Source organism: Arthrobacter sp. ZGTC412 (genome assembly GCF_002929215.1).
Classification (GTDB): domain Bacteria; phylum Actinomycetota; class Actinomycetes; order Actinomycetales; family Micrococcaceae; genus Arthrobacter.
In genome coordinates, this window is sequence record NZ_PJII01000024.1 from 23214 (window position 1) to 47519 (window position 24306).

At 65.4% G+C, this 24306-nt stretch carries 22 protein-coding genes; 11 read left to right on the forward strand and 11 right to left on the reverse strand.

The features are described from left to right. Positions 1-20: 20 nt before the first annotated feature. Positions 21-1127, reverse strand: coding sequence for a GTP pyrophosphokinase (locus CXQ88_RS19510; protein ID WP_104045775.1), 1107 nt, complete (start codon positions 1125-1127; stop codon positions 21-23). Positions 1128-1384: 257 nt separating this feature from the next. On the opposite strand from CXQ88_RS19510, the gene CXQ88_RS19515 reads away from it, so the two are divergent. After that, complete coding sequence (locus CXQ88_RS19515; RefSeq protein ID WP_104045776.1) at positions 1385-2875, forward strand: M1 family metallopeptidase; 1491 nt, start codon at positions 1385-1387, stop codon at positions 2873-2875. A gap of 35 nt (positions 2876-2910) precedes the next feature. On the opposite strand, the gene CXQ88_RS19520 is transcribed toward CXQ88_RS19515, so the two are convergent. The 4 genes from CXQ88_RS19520 to CXQ88_RS19535 all read right to left on the reverse strand — a co-directional run bounded on the left by CXQ88_RS19520 (position 2911) and on the right by CXQ88_RS19535 (position 6431). Beyond that, on the reverse strand, positions 2911-3900 hold the full coding sequence (locus tag CXQ88_RS19520) for a LacI family DNA-binding transcriptional regulator (RefSeq protein ID WP_104045812.1): 990 nt from the start codon (positions 3898-3900) through the stop codon (positions 2911-2913). Between the two features lie 106 nt (positions 3901-4006). Further along, positions 4007-4903 carry a dihydrodipicolinate synthase family protein gene (locus tag CXQ88_RS19525; RefSeq protein ID WP_104045777.1) on the reverse strand — a complete coding sequence of 299 codons (897 nt, stop codon included), beginning with the start codon at positions 4901-4903 and terminating at the stop codon, positions 4007-4009. A 3-nt stretch (positions 4904-4906) separates the two neighbouring features. Next, positions 4907-5800: an EamA family transporter gene (locus CXQ88_RS19530; RefSeq protein WP_258062029.1), complete on the reverse strand. Its 894-nt coding sequence runs from the start codon at positions 5798-5800 to the stop codon at positions 4907-4909. A 1-nt stretch (position 5801) separates the two neighbouring features. Further along, positions 5802-6431: a helix-turn-helix domain-containing protein gene (locus tag CXQ88_RS19535; RefSeq protein WP_104045779.1), complete on the reverse strand. Its 630-nt coding sequence runs from the start codon at positions 6429-6431 to the stop codon at positions 5802-5804. A 110-nt stretch (positions 6432-6541) separates the two neighbouring features. On the opposite strand from CXQ88_RS19535, the gene CXQ88_RS19540 reads away from it, so the two are divergent. The 4 genes from CXQ88_RS19540 (at position 6542) to CXQ88_RS19555 (ending at position 10510) form a co-directional block, all read left to right on the forward strand. Continuing rightward, the gene (locus CXQ88_RS19540; RefSeq protein ID WP_104045780.1) at positions 6542-6757 is read left to right on the forward strand and encodes a hypothetical protein; all 216 of its coding nucleotides are present in this window, start codon (positions 6542-6544) and stop codon (positions 6755-6757) included. Between the two features lie 175 nt (positions 6758-6932). Further along, positions 6933-8009, forward strand: coding sequence for a uridine-preferring nucleoside hydrolase UriH (gene uriH / locus CXQ88_RS19545; protein ID WP_104045813.1), 1077 nt, complete (start codon positions 6933-6935; stop codon positions 8007-8009). Next, the gene (gene uriT / locus CXQ88_RS19550) at positions 8010-9434 is read left to right on the forward strand and encodes a uridine transporter UriT (RefSeq protein WP_104045781.1); all 1425 of its coding nucleotides are present in this window, start codon (positions 8010-8012) and stop codon (positions 9432-9434) included. It begins immediately after the preceding gene. Continuing rightward, positions 9431-10510: a ribokinase gene (locus tag CXQ88_RS19555; RefSeq protein WP_104045782.1), complete on the forward strand. Its 1080-nt coding sequence runs from the start codon at positions 9431-9433 to the stop codon at positions 10508-10510. Before uriT ends, CXQ88_RS19555 begins: the two co-directional genes overlap by 4 nt. On the opposite strand, the gene CXQ88_RS19560 is transcribed toward CXQ88_RS19555, so the two are convergent. Beyond that, positions 10503-11720, reverse strand: coding sequence for an MFS transporter (locus tag CXQ88_RS19560; protein ID WP_258062030.1), 1218 nt, complete (start codon positions 11718-11720; stop codon positions 10503-10505). The two genes, CXQ88_RS19555 and CXQ88_RS19560, sit on opposite strands and share 8 nt — an antisense overlap. A 183-nt stretch (positions 11721-11903) precedes the next feature. On the opposite strand from CXQ88_RS19560, the gene CXQ88_RS19565 reads away from it, so the two are divergent. After that, positions 11904-12695, forward strand: a complete 792-nt coding sequence (locus CXQ88_RS19565; RefSeq protein WP_104045784.1) for an alpha/beta hydrolase family protein — start codon at positions 11904-11906, stop codon at positions 12693-12695. A gap of 390 nt (positions 12696-13085) precedes the next feature. Here CXQ88_RS19565 and CXQ88_RS19570 read toward each other — a convergent pair whose 3' ends face one another. Continuing rightward, positions 13086-13943: a LysR family transcriptional regulator gene (locus CXQ88_RS19570; protein ID WP_104045785.1), complete on the reverse strand. Its 858-nt coding sequence runs from the start codon at positions 13941-13943 to the stop codon at positions 13086-13088. Between the two features lie 68 nt (positions 13944-14011). Between CXQ88_RS19570 and CXQ88_RS19575 the strand changes: the two genes are divergently transcribed. Together CXQ88_RS19575 and CXQ88_RS19580 are read left to right on the forward strand one after the other, a co-directional pair. Continuing rightward, positions 14012-14896: an EamA family transporter gene (locus tag CXQ88_RS19575; protein WP_258062031.1), complete on the forward strand. Its 885-nt coding sequence runs from the start codon at positions 14012-14014 to the stop codon at positions 14894-14896. A gap of 2 nt (positions 14897-14898) precedes the next feature. Next, positions 14899-15840 (forward strand): carbohydrate kinase family protein, encoded by a 942-nt coding sequence (locus CXQ88_RS19580; RefSeq protein ID WP_104045815.1) that lies wholly within the window; start codon positions 14899-14901, stop codon positions 15838-15840. A gap of 88 nt (positions 15841-15928) precedes the next feature. On the opposite strand, the gene CXQ88_RS19585 is transcribed toward CXQ88_RS19580, so the two are convergent. Together CXQ88_RS19585 and CXQ88_RS19590 are read right to left on the reverse strand one after the other, a co-directional pair. Then, positions 15929-17107, reverse strand: coding sequence for an ABC transporter substrate-binding protein (locus CXQ88_RS19585; RefSeq protein ID WP_104045786.1), 1179 nt, complete (start codon positions 17105-17107; stop codon positions 15929-15931). A gap of 179 nt (positions 17108-17286) precedes the next feature. Then, positions 17287-17970 carry a DUF2306 domain-containing protein gene (locus CXQ88_RS19590; RefSeq protein ID WP_104045787.1) on the reverse strand — a complete coding sequence of 228 codons (684 nt, stop codon included), beginning with the start codon at positions 17968-17970 and terminating at the stop codon, positions 17287-17289. A gap of 169 nt (positions 17971-18139) precedes the next feature. Between CXQ88_RS19590 and CXQ88_RS19595 the strand changes: the two genes are divergently transcribed. Further along, on the forward strand, positions 18140-18865 hold the full coding sequence (locus CXQ88_RS19595) for a TetR/AcrR family transcriptional regulator C-terminal domain-containing protein (RefSeq protein ID WP_104045788.1): 726 nt from the start codon (positions 18140-18142) through the stop codon (positions 18863-18865). Between the two features lie 64 nt (positions 18866-18929). Here CXQ88_RS19595 and CXQ88_RS19600 read toward each other — a convergent pair whose 3' ends face one another. Then, entirely contained in the window at positions 18930-19889 is a 960-nt protein-coding gene (locus CXQ88_RS19600) for a polysaccharide deacetylase family protein (RefSeq protein ID WP_104045789.1), read from the reverse strand. Positions 19890-19932: 43 nt separating this feature from the next. Beyond that, positions 19933-21453 (reverse strand): purine-cytosine permease family protein, encoded by a 1521-nt coding sequence (locus CXQ88_RS19605; RefSeq protein ID WP_104045790.1) that lies wholly within the window; start codon positions 21451-21453, stop codon positions 19933-19935. 109 nt (positions 21454-21562) lie between these two features. Between CXQ88_RS19605 and CXQ88_RS19610 the strand changes: the two genes are divergently transcribed. Together CXQ88_RS19610 and CXQ88_RS19615 are read left to right on the forward strand one after the other, a co-directional pair. Then, positions 21563-23113, forward strand: a complete 1551-nt coding sequence (locus CXQ88_RS19610; RefSeq protein WP_104045791.1) for a PucR family transcriptional regulator — start codon at positions 21563-21565, stop codon at positions 23111-23113. A gap of 183 nt (positions 23114-23296) precedes the next feature. Beyond that, the gene (locus CXQ88_RS19615; RefSeq protein WP_104045792.1) at positions 23297-24256 is read left to right on the forward strand and encodes a DUF559 domain-containing protein; all 960 of its coding nucleotides are present in this window, start codon (positions 23297-23299) and stop codon (positions 24254-24256) included. The last annotated feature ends 50 nt before the right edge of the window (positions 24257-24306 follow it).

The following is a 24306-nucleotide window of genomic DNA, read 5'->3' on the forward strand; positions in this document are numbered from 1 at the left end:
CTCAAACACTCGGCCCGCCACTACTTCTTCGTTAGCCGGTACCGCTCAATTTCTTTGAGGCGCCGCAGGAGGCTGTCGCGCCGGGGGTGCGGGACGGCGTCGGCCGCCTCTGCCGTGAGGTCGATGTGTTTGGTGCCGTACTGCCAGAGCAGCAGGTCATCGAGCAGCCGGTCGGGCCCGGGAGAGTAGCGGTGGTCCAGCGCCCTGCGGACCTCGGTAATGCGGTTGGCGCTCAGCAGCCCGGCCAGCTGCATGGTCTGGTTGAGGCCGTGTGCCGCGAGGAGTTCTGCCGCCCACCCCCAGTCGTCGTCCACCTTCCGGTCCACGTGCGGGAGCAGCGTGCGCCACACGTCGCGGATCCGGTTGGGCGTCAGCGGTGCGGCGCCCTCACCCTCGGTATCCCAGAAACTGCGGACTTCCTCGTATCGTTCATGCAGGTCGGCGAAAGCCGTTTCAACCGTTTCCAGCATCGCCGCGGTGGCTGTGAACTGCCGGTCGAAGTGCGGTGTCCAGGCGCGCGGGTCCTCGGCCTTGAACCTGATGTCGTGCTCGATCTCGCTCCAGGCGTGCGCGAAAATGGTGCGGATCTGGCATTCGAAAAAGTAGCTGCCGTTGGGCTGGGCATCCGGATTGAAGACCTGCTGGTACTCCTTGACGGCCTCGTTCTGGATGGTCCGCAGGATCAGGTGCCGGCTGGAATAGCCATAAGTGCCGGACTCGATGGAGCCGATGTCCTTCTCCCGGTCCCCGCGGCAGTCGAACAGCTGCCGCTGGCGTTTGATGATGTTGGCCACCGCGGCGTTCTCGGCCGGCAGCTTGGTGATGACGCGGATGCCCACCATGTCATTCAAGGTCCGGAACGGGTCGGGGAACTTCAGCACGGGCGGGCCGCCCGGCTCCAGCGGCTCCTCGATCCGGGAAATTTTTTCGCGGAATGATTCCACTGTCTTGGTCCGCCCGGTGACGAACAGCGGTGTGACCTCGCTGCCCTTCAGCATGTCCCGCATCAAGAGCAGGACATCCCGCGTGACCAGTTTCAAGGCAGGCCGGACGCGCGCGTACGTCTCCACGTTCTGCTCCACGGAATCGCGAAGGCTCACGTCCAGGCTGTCCCAGTTACTCGGCATAATCCCAGCTTACGGCGGGCCACAGACAGAACGGCGGCGCGGAGCAGTGTCCAACGCCCCGGTCCGTCACACGGCGCGAGAGTTTCATGCGCGGCGTTGACATGGTCAATGAGGAGGCCTAGATTTCTTCCCATCTGCGGGGAGCGGCACGTGCAGCCGCCGGTACTGGTCTTGTCGCCGCAAAGGCACTCATCTGCTTGTCCATGCAGATTCGAGCGAGACAACGCCCGGCTTCGGCCCCGTTCAGGACCACCACCATGACCAACTTGATGAGGAAATACCGCCGCGCAGCGGTTGCCGTGATGCTGGTGACCGCCAGCCTTGCCGGTATCAGCAGCCCGGCGCAGGCCACGAACCAGCTCGCAGCTTCGGGCGCACCGGGAAGCGGTGACCCCTACTTTCCCAACGCCGGCAACGGCGGGTACGACGTCCTGCACTACGACCTCGATCTCAGGTACACCCCGCCGTCGGACCCGGCTGTGCTCGTGGGGCACCTCACCGCCGAGGCAACCATTACCCTGCGCGCAACAGAGGATCTGGACGCCCTCAACTTCGATCTGCGCGGCCATGAGGTCTTCGCCGTTTGGGTCTATGGCAGGGACAAAAATGACGGGAATTCCAAGGGCCAAACTGTCCCTGCGGAATGGTCCCAAATGCGGGATGACGCAAGCCGCGTGTGGGAACTGGGCATTCAGCTCCGGCCAAAGCTGAAGGCCGGCCAGCAGGCAACTATTGAGATTGAGTACAGCGGCAACACCGGTCGGCCTGTCGACACTACCGGGGCACTCTACGGCTGGGTCACCACCGCGGACGGCGCCATAGTGGTCAACGAGCCGGAGGGTGCTTCCACCTGGTACCCGGTCAATGACGATCCTGAAGACAAGGCCACGTACACGTTCCGCATCACCGTGCCGGAAGGGAAGGCGGCCGTCGCCAACGGACTTCCGAACGGCGGGCCCGTAACGAAGGGAGGGTGGACGACGTGGGCATGGGAAGCATCGGATCCCATGGCCAGCTACCTGTCCACGGCGAGCGTCGGTGACTTCGTCCTGTCTTACGACGAGGGGCCCCGAGGGTTGCCGATCATCAACGCCATCGACGCCGGCGTCACGGGCCAGGCGCTAACAGACACAAACGCGGCCCTCGCCCTGCAGCCCCGGATGATCTCGTTTTTGGAGCGCCTGTTTGGACGGTACCCGTTCGAGGCCTTCGGTGCGATCGTCGATGACGATTCCGTTGGCTACGCCCTGGAGACTCAGACCCGGCCGGTCTATTCGCAAGTCGCGAGCGAAAACACCATTGCCCACGAACTCGGACATCAGTGGTTCGGCAACGCCGTCAGCCCGGCTGACTGGCAGGACATTTGGCTCAACGAGGGCTGGGCGACATACATCGAGTGGCTGTGGGCCGAGCACCAAGGAAAAGCTACGGTTGAGAAGCAATTTACGGACGCCGTGGCGGAACTGGATCGGAAAAACCTCTGGGCGCTGAACATCGCCGACCCGGGACGGGACAAACTGTTTGTGGAACAAATCTACCGGCGGGGCGGGGCTGCCATCCATGCGCTGCGCGCCAAAGTGGGCGAGGCCGCATTCTTCAAGGGAGCGAGGGAATGGCTGGGCCGGTATGACGATTCGTCGGCAACAACGGAAGACTTCGAAGCGGTGATGGAAGAAGCCTCAAGCCAGCCGCTCGACGCGTTCTTCAACGATTGGCTACGGGAGCTCAACAGGCCCGCGATGCCGTAAGAAGGTTGCCGCAATAACGACGGCGGCTGGAACCTTTAGCGTTCAGCGGCAACGGTGGAGCCGCGCACCACGAGGGAGCTTTCCAGCGTGACCCCGCTCTGCTCCAGCGCCTGGCCCTCCATCAGGCGGCGCAGCTGCTCGCCGGCCTTCAGACCCAGGGGAGTGGCGGGCAAATGGACGCTGGTGAGGCCGGGATTGCTCGTGGCCGAGTAGGGGAGATCGTCAAAGCCGGCCACTGCCAGCTGCTCCGGAATCCGCACCCCGGCCACGCGGGCCTCCTGCAGCACACCGTAGGCGTGGGTGTCAGTGCCGCAGACGACGGCGGTCACCCCTTCGCGCTGCCACGCCGGCCAGGCGGAGGCGAACGCGGAAGCGGCAGTGCCGACGTCGATGGTGGTGCTGATGATGCGGTCCGCACCCACGGTGATGCCGTGGGAAGCGGCCTCATCCAGAAAAGCTTTTCGACGGAGGGCGAAGGTTTCGGTGCCGGTGACGCTGTCCACATAAGCCACCACCCGGTGCCCGGCCTTGGCGAGGTGTGCCGCCAGTTCCCGCGCCCCGCTGGCCACGTCCAGGTTCACCGACGGTGCGTACGCCTCCAGCCCGGGGGCGTCCAGCAAAACAAGCGGCGACGGCGACGCAAGGTCTTCGAGGAAGCCTGCGTTGGGTGCGTCCACCAGGAGTCCGGCCGGGCGGAGGGACATCAGCCGCCGGACGTCGTCGGCCTGGGGAAATTCGCCCGCCTCGGTGACGGAAAGCAGCAACTGGTACTGGGAGCCGAGGGACTCCCGCACGCCGGCGATCACCTTGGCGAAGAACGGGTTGGAGATGTCCGGCGCCACGAGGATGACGATCGAGCTGACACCCTTGGCCAGCGAACTGCCGATGCCGTCCACCACGTAGCCAAGCTCGGCGATGGCCTCGCGGACCTTGGAAACGTTGTCCTCCGAGACACGGCCCGCCGTCTTGCCGTTGGCCACCAGCGAGACGGTGGCTGTTGAGACTCCTGCCTTGGCTGCAACCATGGCTGCAGTGATCCGCCGCGAACGCGCGGGCTGCTGCGGCTGGTCGGCAAATTCCATACTTCGATCGTAGTAGGCGGTGGGGCATGCTCTGCTCGGGAAGCCAGCCTTAGTGGTTGAGCCCGAGCGCCTCGACGACCCCTGCCACTCGGTCGCGTTGTTCCTCTGTAAGCCCCTGGATGGGCAGCGGCAGGCAGGACCTGCCCACCATTCCCAGGTGTTCCGCGATGGCCGCAACCACCCGGATGCTGCCGCCGAATTCGGCGAACAGCTCCCACAGCGGACCAAGCCGTTCAGACTCTGCCGACGCATCGGCGAACCGGCCTTCCCGGGCAGCGCGCGTGATCCGCAGAGCGAGGGCGGGCAACGTGCCGCCGATCACCGAGTACCAGGCATCGCACCCGGCCGCCAGGCCCGCAGCAGCGCGGGCATCCCCGGATACCCCGATAGTCACGTGGGCCGGTACAACCGAGCGGATCTCCTGGACCCGTTCCCGCGCCTGCTCCGGGCCTGCCGGTACACCGGGGATTTTGATGGAGGCGATGCGGGGCAGCTCGGCAATGCGTGCGTAAAGTTCCGTGCTGAAGGTGAAGTGGGTGGTCGCCGGGTTGTCATAAACGACGACGGGCAGCGACGAGTGCGCCGTGACCGCCCGGAACAGCTCGAACACGTCGTCGTCCGTGAGGGGCTGATAGGTCATAGGCGCGAGCAGCAGTCCGGCAGCACCGGCCCGCTGCGCGCCTTCCGCATTGGCGAGCACCTGCGACGTCCGCAGCGCCCCGATCCCCACAATCACGGGAGTGGAGCCGGCGTGCTCAACCGCCAGCCGGGCAACGCGACTCCGCTCCTCGCCGCTCAAGTACGCGTAGGAGCCGGTGGATCCGAGGGTGGTGATGGAGTCGACGCCCGCCCCGCTGAGGCGCTCGACCAAGCGGACGAAAGCTGATTCGTCCACCGCATCCTGGGCCAGCGGGGTGAGGGGAAAAGCGCTTAGGCCGGCGAACATCGGCTAGCCTACAAAGTCGAGATCGGCGGGGCTGGCAGGCTGCTCTTTGCCGGGGCGGCGCCCGCCGCCCCGCTGCGCGGCGGCTCCGGCGAGGACCACCAGCAGGATGCCGACAACCTGGATGGCCGAGGGCTGCTGATGGAGGATGAGCAGTCCAAGGAGGACTCCGACAGCTGGCTCGAGGGCCATCAGTGTTCCGAACGCGGTGGGCGTCATCCTACGCAGGGCCAGCATTTCCAGAGCGAACGGCAGCACCGGCAGCAGGATGGCCAGCCCGGCTGCGGCCACCAGGATGTCGAGGCTGAGGTGGCCCGCGGCCTGCGGAATTCCGACGGCGGCGGCCGCCACCGCGGCGATGGGCACCGTGAGCGTGAGCGCCCCGATGCCGGTGAACCGGTCGCCGATCCGTTGCGTCAGGAGAATGTAAACGCCCCACCCGACAGCCGCCACCGCCGCCCATGCCACACCCGTTGGGTTAAAGTCGCCCTGCCAGGGCTGGGTGAGCAGGACGACGCCGGCCAGCGCCAGGGCAGGCCAGGCCAGGGCTGTCCGGTTGTGGCTGCGGATGGCGGCCACCGTCAGCGGCCCGAGGAACTCGATGGCGACGGCGGTGCCCAGCGGTATGTGCTCCACTGCGGCGAGGAACCCAACCGTCATCACACCCGTGGTGATCCCAAGGCCAAACAGCGGCAGCACATCGGGACGGCGGATGGAGCGCAACGGCGGGCGGCCGATGGCCAGGAGGATTACCGCTCCCATGCTGAGGCGCAACCACGCGGTTCCGGCGGGCCCCACCGTTTCAATCAGGTTCACCGACAGGGCCGAGCCCAGCTGCACCGACAGGATCGCCGTGACGGCCAGCCCCCACGGAGGTACCGGGACGTTTCGCTTGACCACCTTAGACTCCTTCATTGGGTTGTTTGGCCGCATCGTCAGCCTCGGGGCGGTGTCCCGAGCCCACACCGGGTTCGAAGACGGCAAGGGAGAACCTGGCCGGATCGCTGCCAGGGTTGGCGTAGGAGTGCTCAACGTCGCCGGGGAATGAGACGGCGTCACCGGCTTCGAGCACAAAGGCCTCGCCGGCGACCACTATTGTCACGGACCCTTGGCGGACCTGAAGCAGCTCCTTGGTGCCGGGCGCGTGCGCCTCACTCTCGTGCCGGTCGTCAGGGCCGAAGGTCCAGTCCCAGAGCTCCACCACATCCGGTGATTCGGTCCCGGCCACCAGTACACCGCGGCCGCCGGAGTCAGAACTCCACAGTGCCGCGCCGTCTCCGCTCCGGGTGACGGTCACGGGCTTGGGGCGCGGAGTGTCCACCAAAGCAGGCAGGCCGATGCCCAGCGCGTCACTGATTCTCAGCAAGGTTCCCACACTGGGATTCGCGGCGCCCTGCTCAACGTTGACCACCATGCGGCGGCTCACTCCGGCAGCCTCAGCAAGCTGATCCAGGGTCCAGTTCCGCGACTGCCGTTCGTGCTTCACCCGGTTGCCGATCGCCGTTGCAAGGGCAGATGTGCTTTTGTCCATTAGTGCATCATACTGCACTGTCAGTGCACTTGCCGCTACAAACGCAGAACACCCGGAAGGTGGGCTGTGCACCTCTTCCTGAAGCGTCCGCAAGGTGGGACGATGCAACTATGAGCGATATCAGCGGAGGCGCTGCGCGCGACCTCGGCCCGCACCAGCATGCGCACGCAGCACCCAGCACCCAGCAAATGAGGACCGTCGGGCAGCGCCGGCGGGACGCGGAAGAGAAGTTGGAACACCACCTTCAGGAAGCCCGCCACAAGGGCAAACTTCACGACCTCGCCGATGAGACCGAGGCCGCGAGCCCCGACGTCGCGAAGCCCTAAGGGCCCGGCCCCAACTTGAATTCCAAGAACCAGCAGCTCGCATGGTTGCTGGCATCAAACGCTTGACCTACAGTTACGTCAAGCGTTTGACGTGCGTCACGAACAAGTGCCATGATCTCTCCTGAACGCTTTCGCTCCCCGCCCTCGTGCGGGCCCCAATGACGTGGAGATCATCGTGGAACCCACTGCCCAGTCCCAACGGCAATCCCCGGACCGCAAGAAGATCATTCTTGACTGCGACCCCGGGCATGACGACGCCGTGGCGTTGCTGCTCGCGCACGGCAACCCGGACATCGAACTGTTGGCCGTCACCACGGTGGTGGGAAACCAGACTCTCGAAAAGGTCACCCGCAACGCCTTGGCAGTGGGCACCATCGCCGGCATCACCGGCGTCCCCTTCGCCGCCGGCTGCGGCCGCCCCCTGGTCCGCAGCATCGAAACCGCCCCGGACATCCACGGAGACAGCGGCATGGACGGCCCGGAACTGCCGCCGTCGGCCATTGAACTGGATCCCAGGCACGCCGTGGATCTCATTATCGATACCGTGATGGCCCACAAACCCGGCACCGTCACCCTGGTGCCCACCGCCGGCCTGACCAACATCGCCCTGGCCGCACGCAAGGAACCGCGCATCGTGGAACGCGTGAAGGAAGTTGTCCTCATGGGCGGCGGCTACCACGTGGGCAACTGGAGCGCCGTGGCCGAGTTCAACATCATCATCGACCCCGAGGCCGCGCATATCGTCTTCAACGAGAAGTGGCCCGTGGTCATGGTGGGACTGGATCTGACACACCAGGCGCTCGCCACCCCGGATGTGGTGGCTAAGATCGCCGCCATCGGCACCAAGCCGGCCAAGTTCGTCACCGAGCTGATGGACTTCTTCGCCCACACTTACAAGGACGCCCAGGGCTTTGACTCCCCGCCCGTCCACGATCCGTGCGCCGTTGCCTACGTGATCGACCCGAGCATCGTGAGCACCCGGAAGGTGCCGGTGAACATCGAACTGCAGGGCACCCTGACGCTCGGCATGACCGTGGCCGACTTCCGGGCCCCCGCTCCGGCGGACTGCCACACGAGTGTCGCCGTGGACCTCGACCACGAGCGGTTCTGGAACCTCGTCACCGAGGCCCTGGTCAACATTGGTGAGCCGGATGACGGCGGACGCAGCGAAGGGGAGGCGGGCGCCAACAATAACGCGGCCGACGTCGAACGCCAGGAACGTGCCGATCTTTCCGTGGGAGGGGTCAAGTAGATGACTGCCACCATCGCCGAAACCAAGACCAGCCGCGGCAACGTCACCGCGCTGATGGTCGCCCTGCTGGCCGCCTGCGTGGCCTTCCAGCTCAACGCCTCCATGCTCAGCCCTGCCCTCGTGACCATGGGCGAGGAGCTCAACACGGACCAGGCTGTCATCGGCCTCTCCCAAACGTGGTTCTTCACCGCGGCCGCCCTGTTCTCCCTGTTCCTGCCCCGCCTGAGCGACATCGTGGGCCGCAAGAAGGTCCTGGTGGGCATGATGCTGCTGATGGCCGTCGGTTCGGTCATCGCCGCCCTCGCGCCGGATGTCACCTGGCTATTTGTGGGCCGCATCATCCAGGGTGTCAGCGGCCCCACCGTTCCGCTCTGCCTGATCATGCTGCGCTCCGCTGTCAGCAACCCCCGCAAGTACGGCACGCTGATGGGCCTCATCACTGCCGTCAACGGCGGCGTGGCCGGCGTCGACTCCTTCGTAGGCGGCTACTTCGCCGAGCACTACGGCTTCCGCAGCATTTTCTGGCTGATGGTGGTGTTGGCGCTGGTGGCCACCGCACTGATCGCGCTCCTCGCCGGTGAAAGCAAGCCCGCGGCGGGCACGCGGATGGACTGGCTGGGCGTGTTCTTCATCGTGGTGGCCGTGGGCGCGCTGCTCACCGCCCTGAACGAAGGCGCCAAACTGGTGGGGGCGTTCTCGTCCGGCACCCTGATGCTGAGCCTTGCTCTGGTACTGGTTTCCGCCGTCGCGTTCTACCTGTTCTGGCGGACGGAGACGCGGGCCAACCAGCCCATGGTGGAAACCCTGCACCTGCGCCAGCGCTCCACTTGGGCCCCGCTGCTGACCACCACCCTGACGATGACCGGCATTTTCGCTGTCATCAACGGCATCGTCCCCGCCTACGTCCAGGCCGCAGATGGCTTCGGCATTGGACCCACCGAAATGTCACTGATCATCCTGACGCCGTACGCCCTGCTGGGCTGGATTGTGGGACCGCTGAGCGGCAAGCTCGCGCCGGTGCTCGGCTACACAAAGGTGCTGCGCATCGGCCTACTGGGCAGCATCGCGGCGCTGGCCATCATCGCGTTCTTCGGCCTGAGCAGCCTGCCGCTGATGGTTGCGGGCACCGTCTTGCTGGGCATCATGTATGCCGGTACGGTCAACATCATGCTCAACGGACTCGGCGTTGTCCTCTCGCCGGCGGGGAACCCCGGCTTTCTGCCCGGCATGAACGCCGGCGCTTTCAACCTCGGAGCAGGCCTCAGCTTCCTGGTGCTCCCCGCCGTTTTGGTGGCGACCTCCTCGCTGGGTGATGCCAAGGCGTCCTACCTCACCGTGATCGTGGTGGGACTGGCCCTTACCGTGGCGGCCTTCGCTGCGTCGCTGCTGATCCCCAAGCCAGTTGAAGCCGAGGTGGCCGAATGAACGCCGCCGCTGACTTCACCCCTGCGGAAGGCGACGGCCGGCATACTGCCGTCAATAACACCGGCCGGATCGTCGTCGTCGGCTCCCTGAACGCCGATCTCACCATTTACTGCGAACGCCTCCCGCTCCCCGGCGAGACGGTGCATGGCAACGGGTTCGCCGTGAATCCGGGCGGCAAGAGCGCCAACCAGGCGGTCGCCGCGAGCCGGCTGGGTGGGAACGTCAGCCTTGTCGGGGCGGTGGGGGAGGACTCCAATGGTGACATGCTGCTGTCTTCCGCGGCTGGTGTGGGGGTCGACGTCGGGCACGTCCGGCCGACGTCCGAGCCCACCGGAGTCGCGGTCATCGCCGTGGACGCCAGCGGCGAGAACAACATCATCATCTCGGCCGGTGCCAACGGCACCCTGTCACCGGCGGACGTGGCGGAAGCCTCGGACGTTATGGAACAGGCCGCCGTCGTATGCCTCTGCTTGGAAGTCAGTATGGACACTGTGCTCGCAGCCGCCCGGGCAGGGCACGACGCCGGTGCCAGAGTCCTGCTGAACCTCTCGCCTTACGGTGAGGTTCCGAAGGAATTGACCGCCCTTTCAGATGTCCTGCTGGTCAACGCGCATGAGGCCGCGCTGTTCCTGGGTGAGGGTGCCGACGTTCCGGGCCCCGATGCGGCAGACGCTGAGTGGGACAAGGTGCGGATGCGGTTTGTGGAGCGGGGGATTCGCCAGGTCCTGGTGACGCTCGGTTCGCAGGGTTCAGTAGTGCTGGATTCGCTGGCTCACGAGGGTAGCCAGGTGGCTCGGATTGCTCCCACTAAGGTCCGCGCTGTTGACACCACGGGCGCGGGCGACGCTTTTACCGGCGCTGTCGCAGTCCGGCTGGCAGCGGGCGATGCGCTCGCCGATGCGGCGGCGTTCGCTTCTGTAGTGGCTGCGCTGGCCACCACCCGGAAGGGGACGCAGGCGGCCTACCCGGAAGCGGCTGAGGTGGAGCGGCTGCTGCGGAGCTCACCAATCGCTCCGGGTGGGGCCCTAACGAGGCCCCACCCAGAAGAATTAGATGCGAGTCGGATCCCTAGCTAACCGCAGCGTTGGTGTCGGCGGTAGCAACGGCATGCGGGACCGCCAGGAGGGCCACCACTGCCAAGGCGCCCGCTGCCGCGAACAGGTAAAAACCCCATGGGTATGCGATTCCTGCTGCGACCAACCCGCCTGTAACAGCAGGTCCTGCAATGGCGCCCACGCGGCCCACGCCGGCAGCAAACCCGAGTGCCGTTGCGCGCAGGCGGGCCGGGAACAGTTGGCTAACCCAGGCGTAAACGAGTACCTGGGAACTGAAGACAAACACTCCCGTTACGAAGACCAGGGCGTTGAGCAGGAACGCATTGTCGACCTTGATGCTCAAGAGGGCAAGGCACACCGCCGAAAGGCCGAACCACAGCAACACGATGGGCTTGGTCCCGTGCTTGTCCGCCAGGATGCCGGCGATAACGAGTCCGGCAACGGCGCCGAGATTCAGGACCAGGAGCAGGGACAGCCCTGCGCTGACAGGATATCCAGCGGAAGCCATCAGCTGCGGAAGCCAAGTATTCAGGCCGTATACCAGCAGCAGCCCCATGAACGATGCTGCACCTATCGCCGCGGCGATCAGAGGGTAGGGCTTCTTCACCAGGTTCCGGAACCCGGTTTTTTCCACTGTCCCGGCAGCCCGCACTGCCGGCAAGGTCTCCGGCAGTTTGAACCACAGGAACGGCAGGAGGACCAGGCCTGAAACGCCTCCCACCACGAACATGATTCGCCAGTCAGGAATGACCATCAACGCCAGGAAGGCTGTAGCCACCGCTCCGACGTGGTACCCAGTCATGGTGCGGGTGGTTGACTTGCCGGCGGAACCTGCCGGGGCATAGTCGTTCATGTAGGCAAGGGCGGCCGGCAGGCATGCCCCGAGTCCGGCCCCGGCCAAAAGCCGAAGAGCACCAAACACAGCAACGTTCGGAGCCCACACCACCGCGAGGGTGAAAAGCGAGAACCAGAGCACACATGCAACCAACAAGTTGCGGCGCCCGAAACGGTCCGAGAGCGGGGCGATAAAGAGCGCTCCCAAACCCACGCCCACCAGGGATATCGTGGCGACGAACGTAGCACCCAGGGCGTCGAAGCCAAGCTCGCCGGTCTTGATCAGAGTGGGAATGACGGTGCCGAGCACCACGAGGTCGAAGCCGTCCAGGACCATGGCCAGCCAGCAAAGCCACACTGGCCATCGTGAGGGAGCGGCGGAGGGTGAAGGTGTCATGGAATCCTCATTGATTTAGGGAAGAGAATTGAAGCGGCAGAGTTCGAGAGTTCTGCCACAACCGTTTGTGATTCGCGGCATACTTTCGCCCACAAGAGTACAGGCATGTTCATGTGACGCACAAAAGTTCGCTAGTCGAACGTGGCGTAGCGCTGTAGTCTCGGACCCATCAACGAATCAACAGTGCAGCGGCACACATATCGCTACGGCACGGATCCCAGCCAGTGGGGTGAGTTGTTCCTCCCGGACCTGCCCAACGGCGGAACGCGGCGCGGCGTGGTGGTGGTGATTCACGGCGGCTACTGGCGCTCACAGTACGGAGCGGAACTGGGGGAGCCGCTGGCCCTGGACCTCGCGGCACGCGGGCTGGCGGCGTGGAACCTGGAGTACCGTCGGGCGGGAAACGGCGGCGGCTGGCCCCACACCTTCACCGACGTTCTGGCCGGCATCGACAAGCTGCTGGAACTCGCCGTGCCCCATGCCCTTGACTTGGCCAAAGTGGTGGCGCTCGGCCATTCAGCCGGCGGGCACCTCGCGGTGTGGGCGGCAGGGCGGGATCGGCTGAGCGGGTTGGGGGCAGAGCACCGTGAGGTCGGGGCGAATGCCGGCGGCGTCCGCCTCGCCGGAGTGGTGAGCCAGTCCGGCGTCCTGAATCTCGGCGAGGCCGGGAAGCTCAACCTCAGCAACGGCGCGGTGGCCAACCTGCTAGGCGGGCCGTCGTCGGAAGTTCCGGCCCGGTACCGGTTCGCGGACCCAATGGCCGCGCTGCCCCTGGAGGTTCCCGTCTACGCTGTCCACGCGACGGAGGACGAGGACGTTCCGGTGGCCATGTCCGGCTCCTACGTTGAGGCGAGCCAGATTGGCCCTGTGCCCGCTCGGCTGGTTATGGTGCCGGGGGACCACTTTGCCCTGATCGATCCCGACGCTGCCGCCTACGCGACGTGCCGGGAGCTGGTGCAGGAGTTGCTCGCATAAGCGCTGGCACGGGCTGCCTGGCTGTTGGCCAGCAGCTTCGGTGGATGCTGCGGGGCGCCGGGGGAGGCCATGATCACGAGCTCTTCCCGCGAGGTTTCCCCAGGGACGTTCTGTAGGTCTTGGAGTACGTACTCCTGGGGCTAGGAAGCGCTCCGAGCCGAGGTGGCAAGGTCCGCCTCAGCGCCGGCCTTTTTGGCTTCGGTGGGCTGCAGGTCCGCCTCGGCTTACTCCGCGACGCAGCTGTTTCGAGGGGACAAAGCGTTGATGGTGGCTGAGAGCAGGCGCCGAAATGGCAGAGGGAAGCGGACTGCGGCGGTAGTACCGCCGTCGTTCGCCTGCTTGCGCAATCCCTGTCGGCGAGATCCTGGACGAAGGACGGCAGTCGCAGCCCTAGCCGCCCTGGTACAGCCCGGTGAGCGCATCGGCCAAGGCGGTGATGCCCGACGGCGGCTCGTCGTGCCACCAGGCGAGCCATACGGGGATGCGCGGCCCGTCGCTTACTGGCCTGTAGCTGACGCCCTGCCGGGGATGGTGCACCGCAGTCGCCTCCGACGTCATTCCCACACCTTTGCCTGCGGCGATGGCGTCCAGCCAGTTGTCCAGGCCAGGGGTGTGCAAGGTGCGTGGGCCTTTGCCCTCCGCCCAGAGGTCACTTGTGGTGGTTCCGGTCCTAGGGTCAACGATCACCGGCCTTCCCGCAATCTCCTTCATCCGCAGGCTGCGGCGGCGTGACCATTCGGCATCATCGGAGGCGAACACCGCCACCCGTCGTTCCAGCCCCACAATGACAACGTCGAAGCGCTGCGGATCGAGCGGCGTTCGGACAATCGCGGCGTCACACATCCCCTCGGCGAGGCCTCCGGTAGCGGAGTTGTGCCGGACCAGCTCCAGCTCAATATCCGGATGCGCCTTTGCCCAGCTCCTCAGCAGGGGCGTGGTGTGCTTCCCGACGGCGGACCAGGCGTACCCCAGCCGCAGCGACGTGTGGCCGGCGCGGAGCAGGTCATCGAGTTTGGCCAGTTCGGCCACCACTCGCCGCGCCTGCGGCAGGAAGCGTTGGCCCAGTGCGGTGGGTTCGCAGCCGCGCGGCAGCCTGCGCAGCAGCCGGCCCCCTGCCCGGCGCTCCAGGCTTGCTATTCCGCGCGATATTGCGGCCTGGGAGACGCCCAGTTCCAGGGCCGCATCCGTGAACGTCCCCGTCTCAACCACGGCAACGAAGCCACGCAGTTCATGAAGCTTCCAGTCCATAACCAAAGCGTATAGGTGTGTCGTCGTATGCATTAGGCGCATGTTCTCACCGCGCCTAATCTCCTGGCATGGAAGAGAAGACGCACACCGCCGGGGGAGCCGCCGCAACCAAGCAGCCGCAGGGCCGCGCACTGGGAATCACCCTGATGCTGACGAGCGCCGCGAGCAACCAAGGCGGGGCTGCCGCCGGTGCGCTCGCCTTTCCCGCCATCGGTCCCTTCGGGGTGGTGGCTGTCCGCCAGCTGATCAGCGCAGCGGTGCTGGCCGCCCTCGCGCGCCCCTCCTTCCGTGGGCTGACGCGCCGGGAGTGGTTGCCCGTCGTCGGCCTCGCACTGACCTTCAGCGTGATGAACCTCAGCCTGTACAGCGCTGTGGAGCGGGTGGGCCTTGGGCTCGCGGTGACGCTCGAATTCCTGGGTCCGCTGGCGGTGGCTGTCTGTGCCTCCCGCCGTGCTGTGGACATCGGGGGTGCCCTTGCCGCCGGCGCCGGCGTTGTCCTGCTCACCAACCCCGGCCCCACGAGCGACCTGCCAGGCATTGGCCTGGGGCTGATCGCAGCCGCCGCGTGGGCCGCTTACATCCTGCTCAACCGGACGGTGGGCCGGCGGCTTCCCGGGTTGCGCGGCACCGCGACGGCGAGCGTCCTGGCCGCAGCAGTGTGGTCGCCTTTGGCGGTTCTCTGGTTTCTCAACCACCCGCCTACCCTGCCGGCTCTGGGACTGGCCCTGGTCTGCGGCATTCTCGCCTCGGCAGTTCCGTACGCGGCGGACGTCATCACCCTGCGACGGGTGCCCACGGCCCTCTTCGGGACGTTCATGAGCATCAATCCGGTCTGGGCCGCCGCAGCAGGCTGGGTCATCCTCGGCCAGTCCCTTGACGCCGGGGAACTGGCCGGGATCGGCGTCATTGTCCTGAGTAACGTGCTGGTGAGCCGGTCCTCTGGCAGAGTATGACCATGCTCACTGTAATTGGCGAAGGCCTCGTCGACGTTGTCCAGCGCGCCTCAGTAATTGAAGCCCACGTGGGTGGCAGCCCGCTGAACGTGGCGGTGGGCCTGGCCCGCCTTGACCACCCCGTGCAGTTCATTGGCCGCTACGGCCGGGACGCTTACGGCGATTCTGTCGCCGCGCACCTGCGTTCCAGCTCAGTGATGCTTCCCCTCGGCCCGGATGACCTTCCCACCAGCGTGGCCACCGCCCTGATTGACGACGACGGCGCCGCCACCTACACGTTCGACCTCACGTGGGAGCTTCCCGGCATCGCCGATCGGCTGGCTTTTATGCTGCAGGGCACCACGCTGCTGCACACCGGCTCCATCGCCACGATGCTGGCGCCGGGTGCGACTGACGTGCTTGCCGCCGTCGAGTATGCACACCCGCGCGCCACGATCAGCTTCGACCCCAACTGCCGGCCCAGCATCATCACCGACGTGGATTACGCGCGCCGTCACGCGGAAAAGTTCGTGACCCTCGCCGATGTGGTGAAGGCGTCCGACGAGGACCTTGCCTGGCTTTACCCGGAGCTGGACGTGCTGGACGCGGCGCGCCGCTGGCTGGAGCTGGGCGGAAACGAGGGGCCTGCCATGGTGGTGGTCACGCGTGGAGCAGAGGGGCCCTGGGGAGTAACCCGGGCAGGCGAGGCGCAGGTTCCTGCGCCCCTGGTAGACGTGGCAGACACAGTAGGCGCCGGTGATTCCTTTATGGCGGCGCTGCTTTCCGGCCTGGTGGACCGTGGCCTGGACGGTGCGCAGAACCGCAAGGACCTCCGCGAACTCCCGGCCGAGGGGCTTGCCGAACTGCTGGCGCACGCGGCCAAGGCGGCGGCCGTTACGGTGTCGCGCCCCGGTGCCAACCCGCCGACCCGTGCCGAGCTCAACGGGGCCTCCGAAGAGGGATAAGCAGAATCGGCTGGCACATCGATTGCTCCGCAGATGCCGTTTAGAGGAGTCAAAAGGGCACCTGCGGAGCAATCGATCAAGAGCGGTCCTACTCCTTGCCCAGCCCCGCGGCCGAGGTCTTCTCACCGGACACGCTGTTCAGCGCAGCCAGGTCGAAGATGCCGTTGATGTCGGCCTGCTTGGTGGTCCCGGCAGTCACGCCGTCGGCCAGGAGCTTTTGGTAGGTGCCGGCGAGCGGGTCCACGGTGAACACGATGTTCTTCAGGGACCGGTCGATCACGTCCGCCTTCAGCTCCGCGCCGGCAGCTTCCTTCAGGGCGGCGTTGATGACAGTGGCCTTCTCGCCGTCGGCCGCCTTGTTCAGCCACTCAACCGACTTCACATGGCCCTTCAGCAGCGCCTTCACGGTGTCCGGGTGGTCTGCGGCGAACTTTTGGTTCACGATCAGGATGGTGGTGGGGAACTCGCCCGGCTTGCCGGACAGCGAGCCGTCCCACAGGTCCTTCTCGTCCACCAGCACCTTCGCGCCGGCGGTCAGCACCAGACGTGAGGCCCAGGGCTCAGGCAGCCACGCGCCGTCGAGCTTTCCGTCCTGGAACAGCTTCAGGGTCTGGGCGTTCTCGGTGGGGTTGATGGCGACGTCGCCGCTGCCGTCAACATTGGTCTTGTAGCCCTGTGCGGTGAGCCAGGCGCGGAGGGCGACGTCCTGCGTGCCGCCGAGCTGCGGGGAGGCCAGGGTCTTGCCCCTGAGGTCTTGCGCCGACGTGATTTCTGGCTTGACCACCAGCTGGGCGCCGCCGGCCGAAGCGCCGGCGATGATGTTGACCGACTCGCCGCTGCTCTTCACGAATGAGTTGATGGCGGGATTCGGGCCGATGTAGGTGGCGTCGATGGCACCGGCATTGAGCGCTTCGATCGCTGCGGGGCCGGCGTTGAACATCTGGGTGGTCAGCTTGGTGTCGCCGAGTTCAGCGGCGATGTGGCCCTGGCTCACGCCCACCAGCGCGGGGGCGTGGGTGACGTTGCCGAAGTATCCGAGCTTCAGTTCCGCAGCCGCGTTACCGGCGGGGGCGGTCTCCTGGACTGCTGCGGGGGTGCCGCTGTTGAAAGTGGTGGCGACGGCGGCACCACCACCAATCAAGGCCAGGAGGCCGGCGGCGATGCCGATCTTGAGGCCGAGGGGGCGCTTGGGGGTGTTGGGCTGGCCGGCCACAATCCGGGTGGAGCCTTGCTCGTTCTGCGGACTCTTGTCCTGGCTTTCTGACATTGGGGATTCCTTTGCTGGGGCGGGTGCTGAAATGAGATTACGGAGCACCAGGCAGCGCCACAATCATTCCCGTAGCGGGCGTTCACGGGACGTCGCGAACGCTCAACAGGACGTAGCGCAGCGTTAAGGAACGTCTTGGAAAGACATGGAACGGAGGGCGTACGACGGCGGATCCCGCCTCAGCGGGCACGGTGCGTTGGGAGGGGGCGCCTGCGGATGAAGTACTCCGCCACGCCGAGATTGATCACCCATGCTGCCCCCATAAGGACTGCCCTCATGGTGACGTCCGGCGGGCTGGAAAGGAGCTCCGGCACAATGAGGATCAGGGCCTGGGTCCCGGCGCCGACCCCGAGTGCATAGGCCCGGGTCATCCACGCACCATGCCGCACGAAGTCGCGGCGCAACACTGCGCGAAGTCCCAGGATGAGGCTTGCCACCATGCCGATTCCGACAATCAGCCTAAAGACCAGGAGCAGCTGTCCGTCGCTGGGCGGCAGGGTGTAGAAGAGCGCCATCCACAGGCCGGAGAGGGCGGCCAGGAGGCCTGCCGGTAAGAGGATCCGCCCTGCGACGCTGTGCCAGCGGCGCCTGCGCTGGCGAAGTGAAGGTACGAACTGGAACGCCCCGAGGAGGGAATATACGGTGACGCTGACAATGTGGATCAGCACCGGTGCGGGGGAGTCGAAGAACCTGGCGTTGCGCTCCGTCACTTCAGCTCCACCCGTCAACTCGGTGAGCCTTGCGGCGCCGGCAAGCACAGGGATCAGGCTAAGGAAGATCAGCCCTGCGGGCACCAGCCACTCTGGGCGCCGACGTACCGTTACGGTTGCTGCGGCCGGTGCACTCTGCCTGGTTACGTTCATGTGAGTCCCGATCCTGTGGGTGATAACAGCGGTGCCGGTACCTGAGATGGCTCCCGTTAGCGCCTCATCCTGCCGAGGTGTACGGCGTACACCTTCTAGGACCAAATGTAGGTGTACGCCGTACACTGGTCAAGGGGCAATGCGACGATTTTGGGCAGGAGCATTTCTAATGGACAGGCAGGTCTCGGCGCAGCGGGTACGCCTCAACCGCGAGAAGGTGCTGCGGGCGGCCGTCGCGCTGGCTGACGATATCGGCATCGCGCCGCTGAGCATGCGCAGGCTGGCCCAGGAGCTCGATGTGGTGCCTATGGCGCTTTACAAGCACGTGGCCAACAAGGATGAACTTCTTGATGCCATGATCGACGTGATCATCACCGAGATCGATCCGCCGGCCGCTGGCCCGGACTGGAAAGATGTTGTCCGGCGCCGGATTCTTTCGGCAAGGAGCGTGCTTCTCCGGCATCAATGGGCCCGTCAGGTCCTTGAAACGCGTACCAACAAAACTCCCGGCGTCCTCGGGTACATGGACTCCTTTATCGGCATCTTCCTCGACGGCGGCTTCTCCGTTGACCTGACGCATCACGTGATGCACGCCATCGGCAGCCGGATGTGGGGCTTCACCCAGGAACTGTTCGACGAGCCGGCCGGCCAGGACAGCGGGCCAGTGCAGGCGTTGGACGAGGCCACACAGCAGGCGATGTTCCAGGAGATGGCCACGCGCTATCCGAACGTCCTCCAGATTGCCATGGCTTCCGCTCACGACGAGGACGGAGTGGTGGGGCAGGGCTGCGATGACCAGTTTGAATTCGAGTTTGCGCTGGACCTGCTGCTGGACGGCATCGAGAAGCTTCGCGCCCAGGGGTGGACGTCGGCGCGGGCGGCAGCTGTGGGTTAACCAAAAGTGGAGCGGTAGCGCGCCCGCTAAGGGGCGCAGTACCACTCCACTTTTGCAGCGCCGTTTAACTCCCGGCAGCTGCAGGCCTGGACTCCCGAACCACTGGCGGCGTAAACCGTGCTCCTGTGTCAGGGAAGGACGGCACCTCGATCCGCGCGTGGGTGTGAACCTCCTGGGCCGTCCTGCGGGTATGCTCGGCGATCTCTTCCATTGTGGTCACCCACATGCCGTCCATAGCCTTGACCCGCTCAATGAGCCGCTCCAGCGCCACTGCTTTGGAGGGCCGGCCGGAAATGAACGGGTGGTTGGTGAGGACAAAACAGCTGCCCTGGGCGTGGTGTGCTTCCGCTTCGAGCGTCCACATTTCGAGGACCTTCGCCGGGCTCTCGATCACGCCGCTCCCCGTCACGCCGGGGTAGAACGCGTACTGCTCCCAGTCGTCCAACGCCCAGTCGACCGGAATTTCCACGATGTCCCGGCTGTCACCCGGGGCGACGCTGAAGCGGTACGGGGCATCGCCGTCGAGCAGGCTCGAATCGTAGAGGAAGCCGCGGTCCGCGAGGAGGCCCGCCGAATGCCAGTTGAGTTCCCACCACGGCGCCCGGTAGCCCACCGGTTCAACCCCGGCGGCCTTGGCCAGCGCCTCCAGCCCACGGTCGATGTAGCGGCCCTCCGTTTCGGCGTCGATGCCCTGCATGGGCTCGTGCAGGTAGCCGTGGTGGGCCACCTCGTGTCCCGCGTCCACAATTCGCCGGACGGTGTCCGGGTAGCACTCGGCCGTGAAGCCAGGGACGAAGAACGTGGCGCGGATGTCCTGGCGCTGGAGGATCTGCAGCAACCGGGGAACTGCCACCTTGGGTCCGTACGACTGGTGGGTCATCAGCGACATCCGCTGCGTGCTCTTGGGATCATGCGCAATGGTGCAGGATTCGGCGTCGACGTCGAAGGTGAAGGAGGCTGCTGCGCGCTTGCCCTCGGGCCAGCTAATCGGGTGGGCAGAGTCGGGGAATGCTTCGAGAGTCATGCTGGGGTCCTGTCGTGACGGGGCGGTTCAAAAGTGCGGCGGTTCAGAGAGCCGGCTGCGTGCCGGGAGTGGAGGCGCTAGCCAGTTCGTTGGGGAGCTGGTGTGCAACTGGCGCCGGTGCATCGATGAATTTGCGGTGCATCTTCGGGCCCAGAATGGCGTAGCTGGTGGCGCTGGCAACGCCGCCGGCGAGCCAGGACAGGTCCCAACCGCCCAGGGCCACGGCGATGGGGCCCTGCATCGCGGGGACGAGCCCGTACATAAACAGCCAGGTGGCGAAGATGCCTACCAGGAGGGAGGTGACGCCCGCCCAGTTGACGCCGGGGAGGCGCCGGGTGCCAACGGCGTCGAACAGCCTCTCAGGGTTGCCCGGCCAGCGCTTGTCAATCCAGAAGTAGTGCACCAGCATGACGCCGCCCCAGGCAGCGACCCAAGCCACCAGGCCAATGAGCCAAGCGTCGAGGACTGCTGCAAAGTCCTCCTGGAAGATGAAGAATACGACGGCGGCCAGCGAGAAGACGCCGACGAACAGGTTGAGCTTGCGGCGGCTGATGGTGATGTCCAGCGCCTGCGTAGCTACCGAGAAGGTGTAAATATTCAGGATGTTGGTGGCGATGGGGCCGTGCAGCACCATCAGGAGAACGGGCAGCGCGAGGACGCCGAAGTTCTGGACGATGAGCTTGCCGGGGTCGATCTCGCCGCTGTTCGTCGCCAGGCTGGCGCCCAGGACGCCGAGCCAGACGACGGGAATGAACTGGCCGAGGACACTTGCGAGGTAGACCTTTTTCTTGGGGACTTCGGTGCTGACGAACCTGGAGTAGTCCGCGGCGTAGGTGAACCACGTGATGCCCCAGCCAATGCCGATGGCGGTCATCACGGCGCTCATGGCGGCGATCCGCTCTGAGCCCTCCAGGATGTTGCCTGCGGGGCCGGCGTAGGACCAGTTGATGTCCATCCCGAACCAGGCCACGGCGGACATCACGGCCAGGATGACGATGGTGGGCGGGACGGTCCACTTTTCGAAGGCGGCGATTGCTTTGTAACCGAACCATGCGATGGCCACCTGCGCGGCCATGATTCCCGTGGCTACCGCAATCTTCCAGCCATAGTTGTGGGCTGTGGGATCAACCCAGCCGAGGGTTCCAAACAGTGCCATGACCAGGTCAAGGATGATCCAGGTGTTGACGGCACACCAACCGATCACCAGGAGCGCCTGGATGGCTGCAGGGAGGTAATTGCCGCGCCGGCCGAATGCGGCACGGGCGAGCACCATGCCGGTGGCGCCGGTCTTCTGGCCGAGCAGGACGAAGCAGCCGAAGAGCAGCATGCCGATCAAGTTGCCCAGCACCAGGACCGTCACGGTGTCTGCAAACCCCAACCCCAGATGGATTCCGAGGGCACCCAGTACCCAGTTGATCGGTGCCAGGTTGGCGCCGGCCCAGATCCAGAACTGGCCTGAGACTTTGTGTGTGCGCTGGGACTCGGGAATTGGCTGGAGCCAGGCTTCGACGTCTTCCGCATGGGCGGACTGATCGACTCCTGGGCTTTTGGGTTGTTGTTGCATCGAGGCCTCTTCGTTGAGGGGGTGGGGGTTCTTCAAGATTATGTGTCGGGGAGCACATCCACCATCTACAATGTGTCTTGAGCTTTCCCCTTCTACTTGACGGAGTGTCATGCCTGTTCGTTTGGAGGATGTCCTGAACCATCCCACCGTCACTGCTGCTGACCCGGTGGTCCGCGCGGCGGCGGTCGTTGTTTCACAGACCCAGCTTCGCTGGATCCACTCCAGCGAAGTTTTGGATATTGCGTCGCTGCTGGGCGGCGGCGAGCTGCTTCTCACGGGCGGCCAAGCCCTTGCGCTGGCTTCCGATGAGCGCCGCACGGGCTACGTACGGGACCTGGCCGAACGTGGGGTGGCGGCGCTCGCCGTCGAAACCGGTAGCGTGCTGCCTTCGATCCCTTCCTCAATGATTTCGGCTGCTGAGGAGGCCGGCCTTCCGTTAATCGAACTGCGCCGCGTGGTGCCTTTTGTCACGGTCATGGAGGCGATCAACTCACAGCTCGTCAGCCAGTCCGCTGCCCAGTTGCAGCAGGCCGACCAGGCAAGCCATGCCATGGCGGTGGAGCTCGCCCACGGCGGCAGTCTTGACCGAATTCTTGAGGTGCTTGCCGCGGCCACGGGTTCGGAGGTGGTGCTCACGTCCACTGCCGGCGTGACCCTGGCCAGCGCCGAGCCCAATGGGCACTTGGATAAGCGTGAATCTCCGCTCAACGTTGACGACGCAGGGGACCATTCGACGCCCGTCCACGTGGAGGTTCCGGTGCGGGGGATTCCGTCCGCCCGGCTGTCGCTGTTCGTCCGCGGGGAAGCTGATGTGAACCTCGCTCGGATTGCCGGGAGCCGATCCGTGGACATCCTGGCCCTGGCGCTGTTACAGCGGATGCCGCCGGGCTTGAAGGAGATGGCCGGCGCTGCCCTGATCCGGGCCATCGATTCCGGAAAGCAGAACTGGCGGCTCCAGGAATTGGCGCCAGCCGCCGGAATTCCGGTCACGGCAGGGGTGGTGGCGGTGGTGGTCCGTTCCCCTGCTTCCAAGCAACTCCGAAAAGATGTGGAGCATTTGCTCGATCCAGGAGGGCAGCATGGCGCCAGTTATGCGGACAATGCGGAGCTCCTGGCCCTGGGTGTCCTTCGGTCCGGAAATGCTCAGAATGAACGTCAGAAGATTCTGGACGGCCTGCAGTCGCTGGAGGTGCCGGAGGGAACAGTGAGCGCCGTCGGGCCGATTGCTTCGGGTATCTCCTCGGCTCCTTGGTCCCTCTCGGAGGCGAGGCTGACGCTGGAACTTGCTGCCGGCGTCGGCCAGGCCCGTTTGGGGGCAACCGCACCTGGGCGGGTCCTGGATGCCCAGGCCTTCGCTGTGGAACGGTTGGCGGTTCAGTCGATGGACGAGGCCCTGCGCCGGGACTTCGTCAACCAGCAGCTGGCCGCCGTCCTCGAACATGACGCCCAACGCCAGTCCAAGCTGGTTGAGACGCTGCGTGTCTGGCTGGACTCCGGCTGCAACACCGCCCAGGCTGCAAGGGAGCTTCATGTGGAGCGGCAATCCATGCACCAGCGGCTGCAGCGGATCTTCTCCCTTTGCGGCGGCGACCCCCGCGGCACCGGCAGGCTGCCCGCACTGCACCTGGCTACCCGCCTGGCCGTACTACAGCCCAAATAGCCCAAACGATCCATCACCTCCCGCAGAAATACCGGCGACGCTCTCTCACTTAACGCGGGTTTTCGGGCCACCCTCTCTCAGTTATTGCACGTTTTGGGCGAACGCTCTCTCACCTCCGGAGCGCCAACAGCTGCCTGTGGATAACTTCTGCAGCGTCCTGCCGTATCGGAGCACAGTGCCAGCATGCGAAAGCAAGAATTTCTGCCCCCGCCGTTGGCGACAGCTCCCTTCACCTTCGACGCAGCTCTGACTTCCGGCGTCACCTTGAACAGGCTGCGCCGCAAAGATGTCATCAACGTGGGCCGCGGTCTCTACCGCCCGGCGGACTGGGATTTTGATCTGGAAGGCGCCGCTCGAGCGTTGTCCGCTGCGTCGCCCGGAGCCTGGATCTCGCACGTAACCGCCGCCCGGCTTCGGTGCCAGCTGCTGCCACCGTGGCTGTCGGATTCCGCTGAGCTGCATCTCAGCAAGCCGCGTTCGCTGCCATCGGTCCGCCGGAAGGGCGTGATCGGCCATACCGTCCTGGCCCTTGAAGATGAAATTGAACTGGTGGACGGCCTCCGCTTGAGCACTCGTATACGCACTTGGCTCGATTTGGCACGGGTCCTGCCGCTCCATGATCTGGTGAGTATGGGTGACGAACTGATCCGCATCCCGCGGGTGGATTTCGAGAGCAGGACGCAGCCCTATGCCACCATGCCGGGGCTGCGCATCCTGGTGGGCCGCCACCCGAATCTCCAAGGCATCGTCCGGGCCCGCGAAGCGTTGGATCTGATGCGTGTGGGTGCCGACTCCGCGCCGGAATCGAAACTCCGGCTGGCTATCGCCAGGGCGAACTTACCTGAGCCTGAACTCCAGGTGCCATTGCGCGCCGGAGACGCGAGGTCGCCGTCGGCCGATCTCGGCTACCGTCCGCGCCGCCTTGCAATCCAGTACGACGGCGAACATCACCTCGATGACGCACAGAGCCTCAGCGACAGGAGACGAGATAGAGCCTTCGAATCAGCCGGCTGGACGGTCCTTGTTTTCGACAGGGACGATCTTGCTGACGATTTTGGGCGAGCAGTGGAAAGAATCAAACGGGCGCTCCGGAACGGCTGGCTTGACCATCCCCAAGCGTCGGGCTTTGCTAGCCGTGACTAGCGTCGGTGCGGCCGTGCGCTATGGCGAAGAAGGGCTATTAAAGCCGTGAC

Excerpts from the sequence above, each read along its gene's own strand:
- CXQ88_RS19510 (WP_104045775.1), bottom strand. The coding sequence starts at position 1,127 with ATGCCGAGTAACTGGGACAGCCTGGACGTGAGCCTTCGCGATTCCGTG.
- CXQ88_RS19555 (WP_104045782.1), top strand. The coding sequence starts at position 9,431 with ATGAACGCCGCCGCTGACTTCACCCCTGCGGAAGGCGACGGCCGGCAT.
- CXQ88_RS19520 (WP_104045812.1), bottom strand. The coding sequence starts at position 3,900 with ATGGTTGCAGCCAAGGCAGGAGTCTCAACAGCCACCGTCTCGCTGGTG.
- CXQ88_RS19580 (WP_104045815.1), top strand. The coding sequence starts at position 14,899 with ATGCTCACTGTAATTGGCGAAGGCCTCGTCGACGTTGTCCAGCGCGCC.
- CXQ88_RS19600 (WP_104045789.1), bottom strand. The coding sequence starts at position 19,889 with ATGACTCTCGAAGCATTCCCCGACTCTGCCCACCCGATTAGCTGGCCC.
- CXQ88_RS19540 (WP_104045780.1), top strand. The coding sequence starts at position 6,542 with ATGAGCGATATCAGCGGAGGCGCTGCGCGCGACCTCGGCCCGCACCAG.
- CXQ88_RS19535 (WP_104045779.1), bottom strand. The coding sequence starts at position 6,431 with ATGGACAAAAGCACATCTGCCCTTGCAACGGCGATCGGCAACCGGGTG.
- uriT (WP_104045781.1), top strand. The coding sequence starts at position 8,010 with ATGACTGCCACCATCGCCGAAACCAAGACCAGCCGCGGCAACGTCACC.
- CXQ88_RS19525 (WP_104045777.1), bottom strand. The coding sequence starts at position 4,903 with ATGTTCGCCGGCCTAAGCGCTTTTCCCCTCACCCCGCTGGCCCAGGAT.
- CXQ88_RS19570 (WP_104045785.1), bottom strand. The coding sequence starts at position 13,943 with ATGGACTGGAAGCTTCATGAACTGCGTGGCTTCGTTGCCGTGGTTGAG.
- CXQ88_RS19595 (WP_104045788.1), top strand. The coding sequence starts at position 18,140 with ATGGACAGGCAGGTCTCGGCGCAGCGGGTACGCCTCAACCGCGAGAAG.
- CXQ88_RS19610 (WP_104045791.1), top strand. The coding sequence starts at position 21,563 with ATGCCTGTTCGTTTGGAGGATGTCCTGAACCATCCCACCGTCACTGCT.
- CXQ88_RS19585 (WP_104045786.1), bottom strand. The coding sequence starts at position 17,107 with ATGTCAGAAAGCCAGGACAAGAGTCCGCAGAACGAGCAAGGCTCCACC.
- CXQ88_RS19605 (WP_104045790.1), bottom strand. The coding sequence starts at position 21,453 with ATGCAACAACAACCCAAAAGCCCAGGAGTCGATCAGTCCGCCCATGCG.
- CXQ88_RS19615 (WP_104045792.1), top strand. The coding sequence starts at position 23,297 with ATGCGAAAGCAAGAATTTCTGCCCCCGCCGTTGGCGACAGCTCCCTTC.
- CXQ88_RS19590 (WP_104045787.1), bottom strand. The coding sequence starts at position 17,970 with ATGAACGTAACCAGGCAGAGTGCACCGGCCGCAGCAACCGTAACGGTA.
- CXQ88_RS19560 (WP_258062030.1), bottom strand. The coding sequence starts at position 11,720 with ATGACACCTTCACCCTCCGCCGCTCCCTCACGATGGCCAGTGTGGCTT.
- CXQ88_RS19575 (WP_258062031.1), top strand. The coding sequence starts at position 14,012 with ATGGAAGAGAAGACGCACACCGCCGGGGGAGCCGCCGCAACCAAGCAG.
- CXQ88_RS19515 (WP_104045776.1), top strand. The coding sequence starts at position 1,385 with ATGACCAACTTGATGAGGAAATACCGCCGCGCAGCGGTTGCCGTGATG.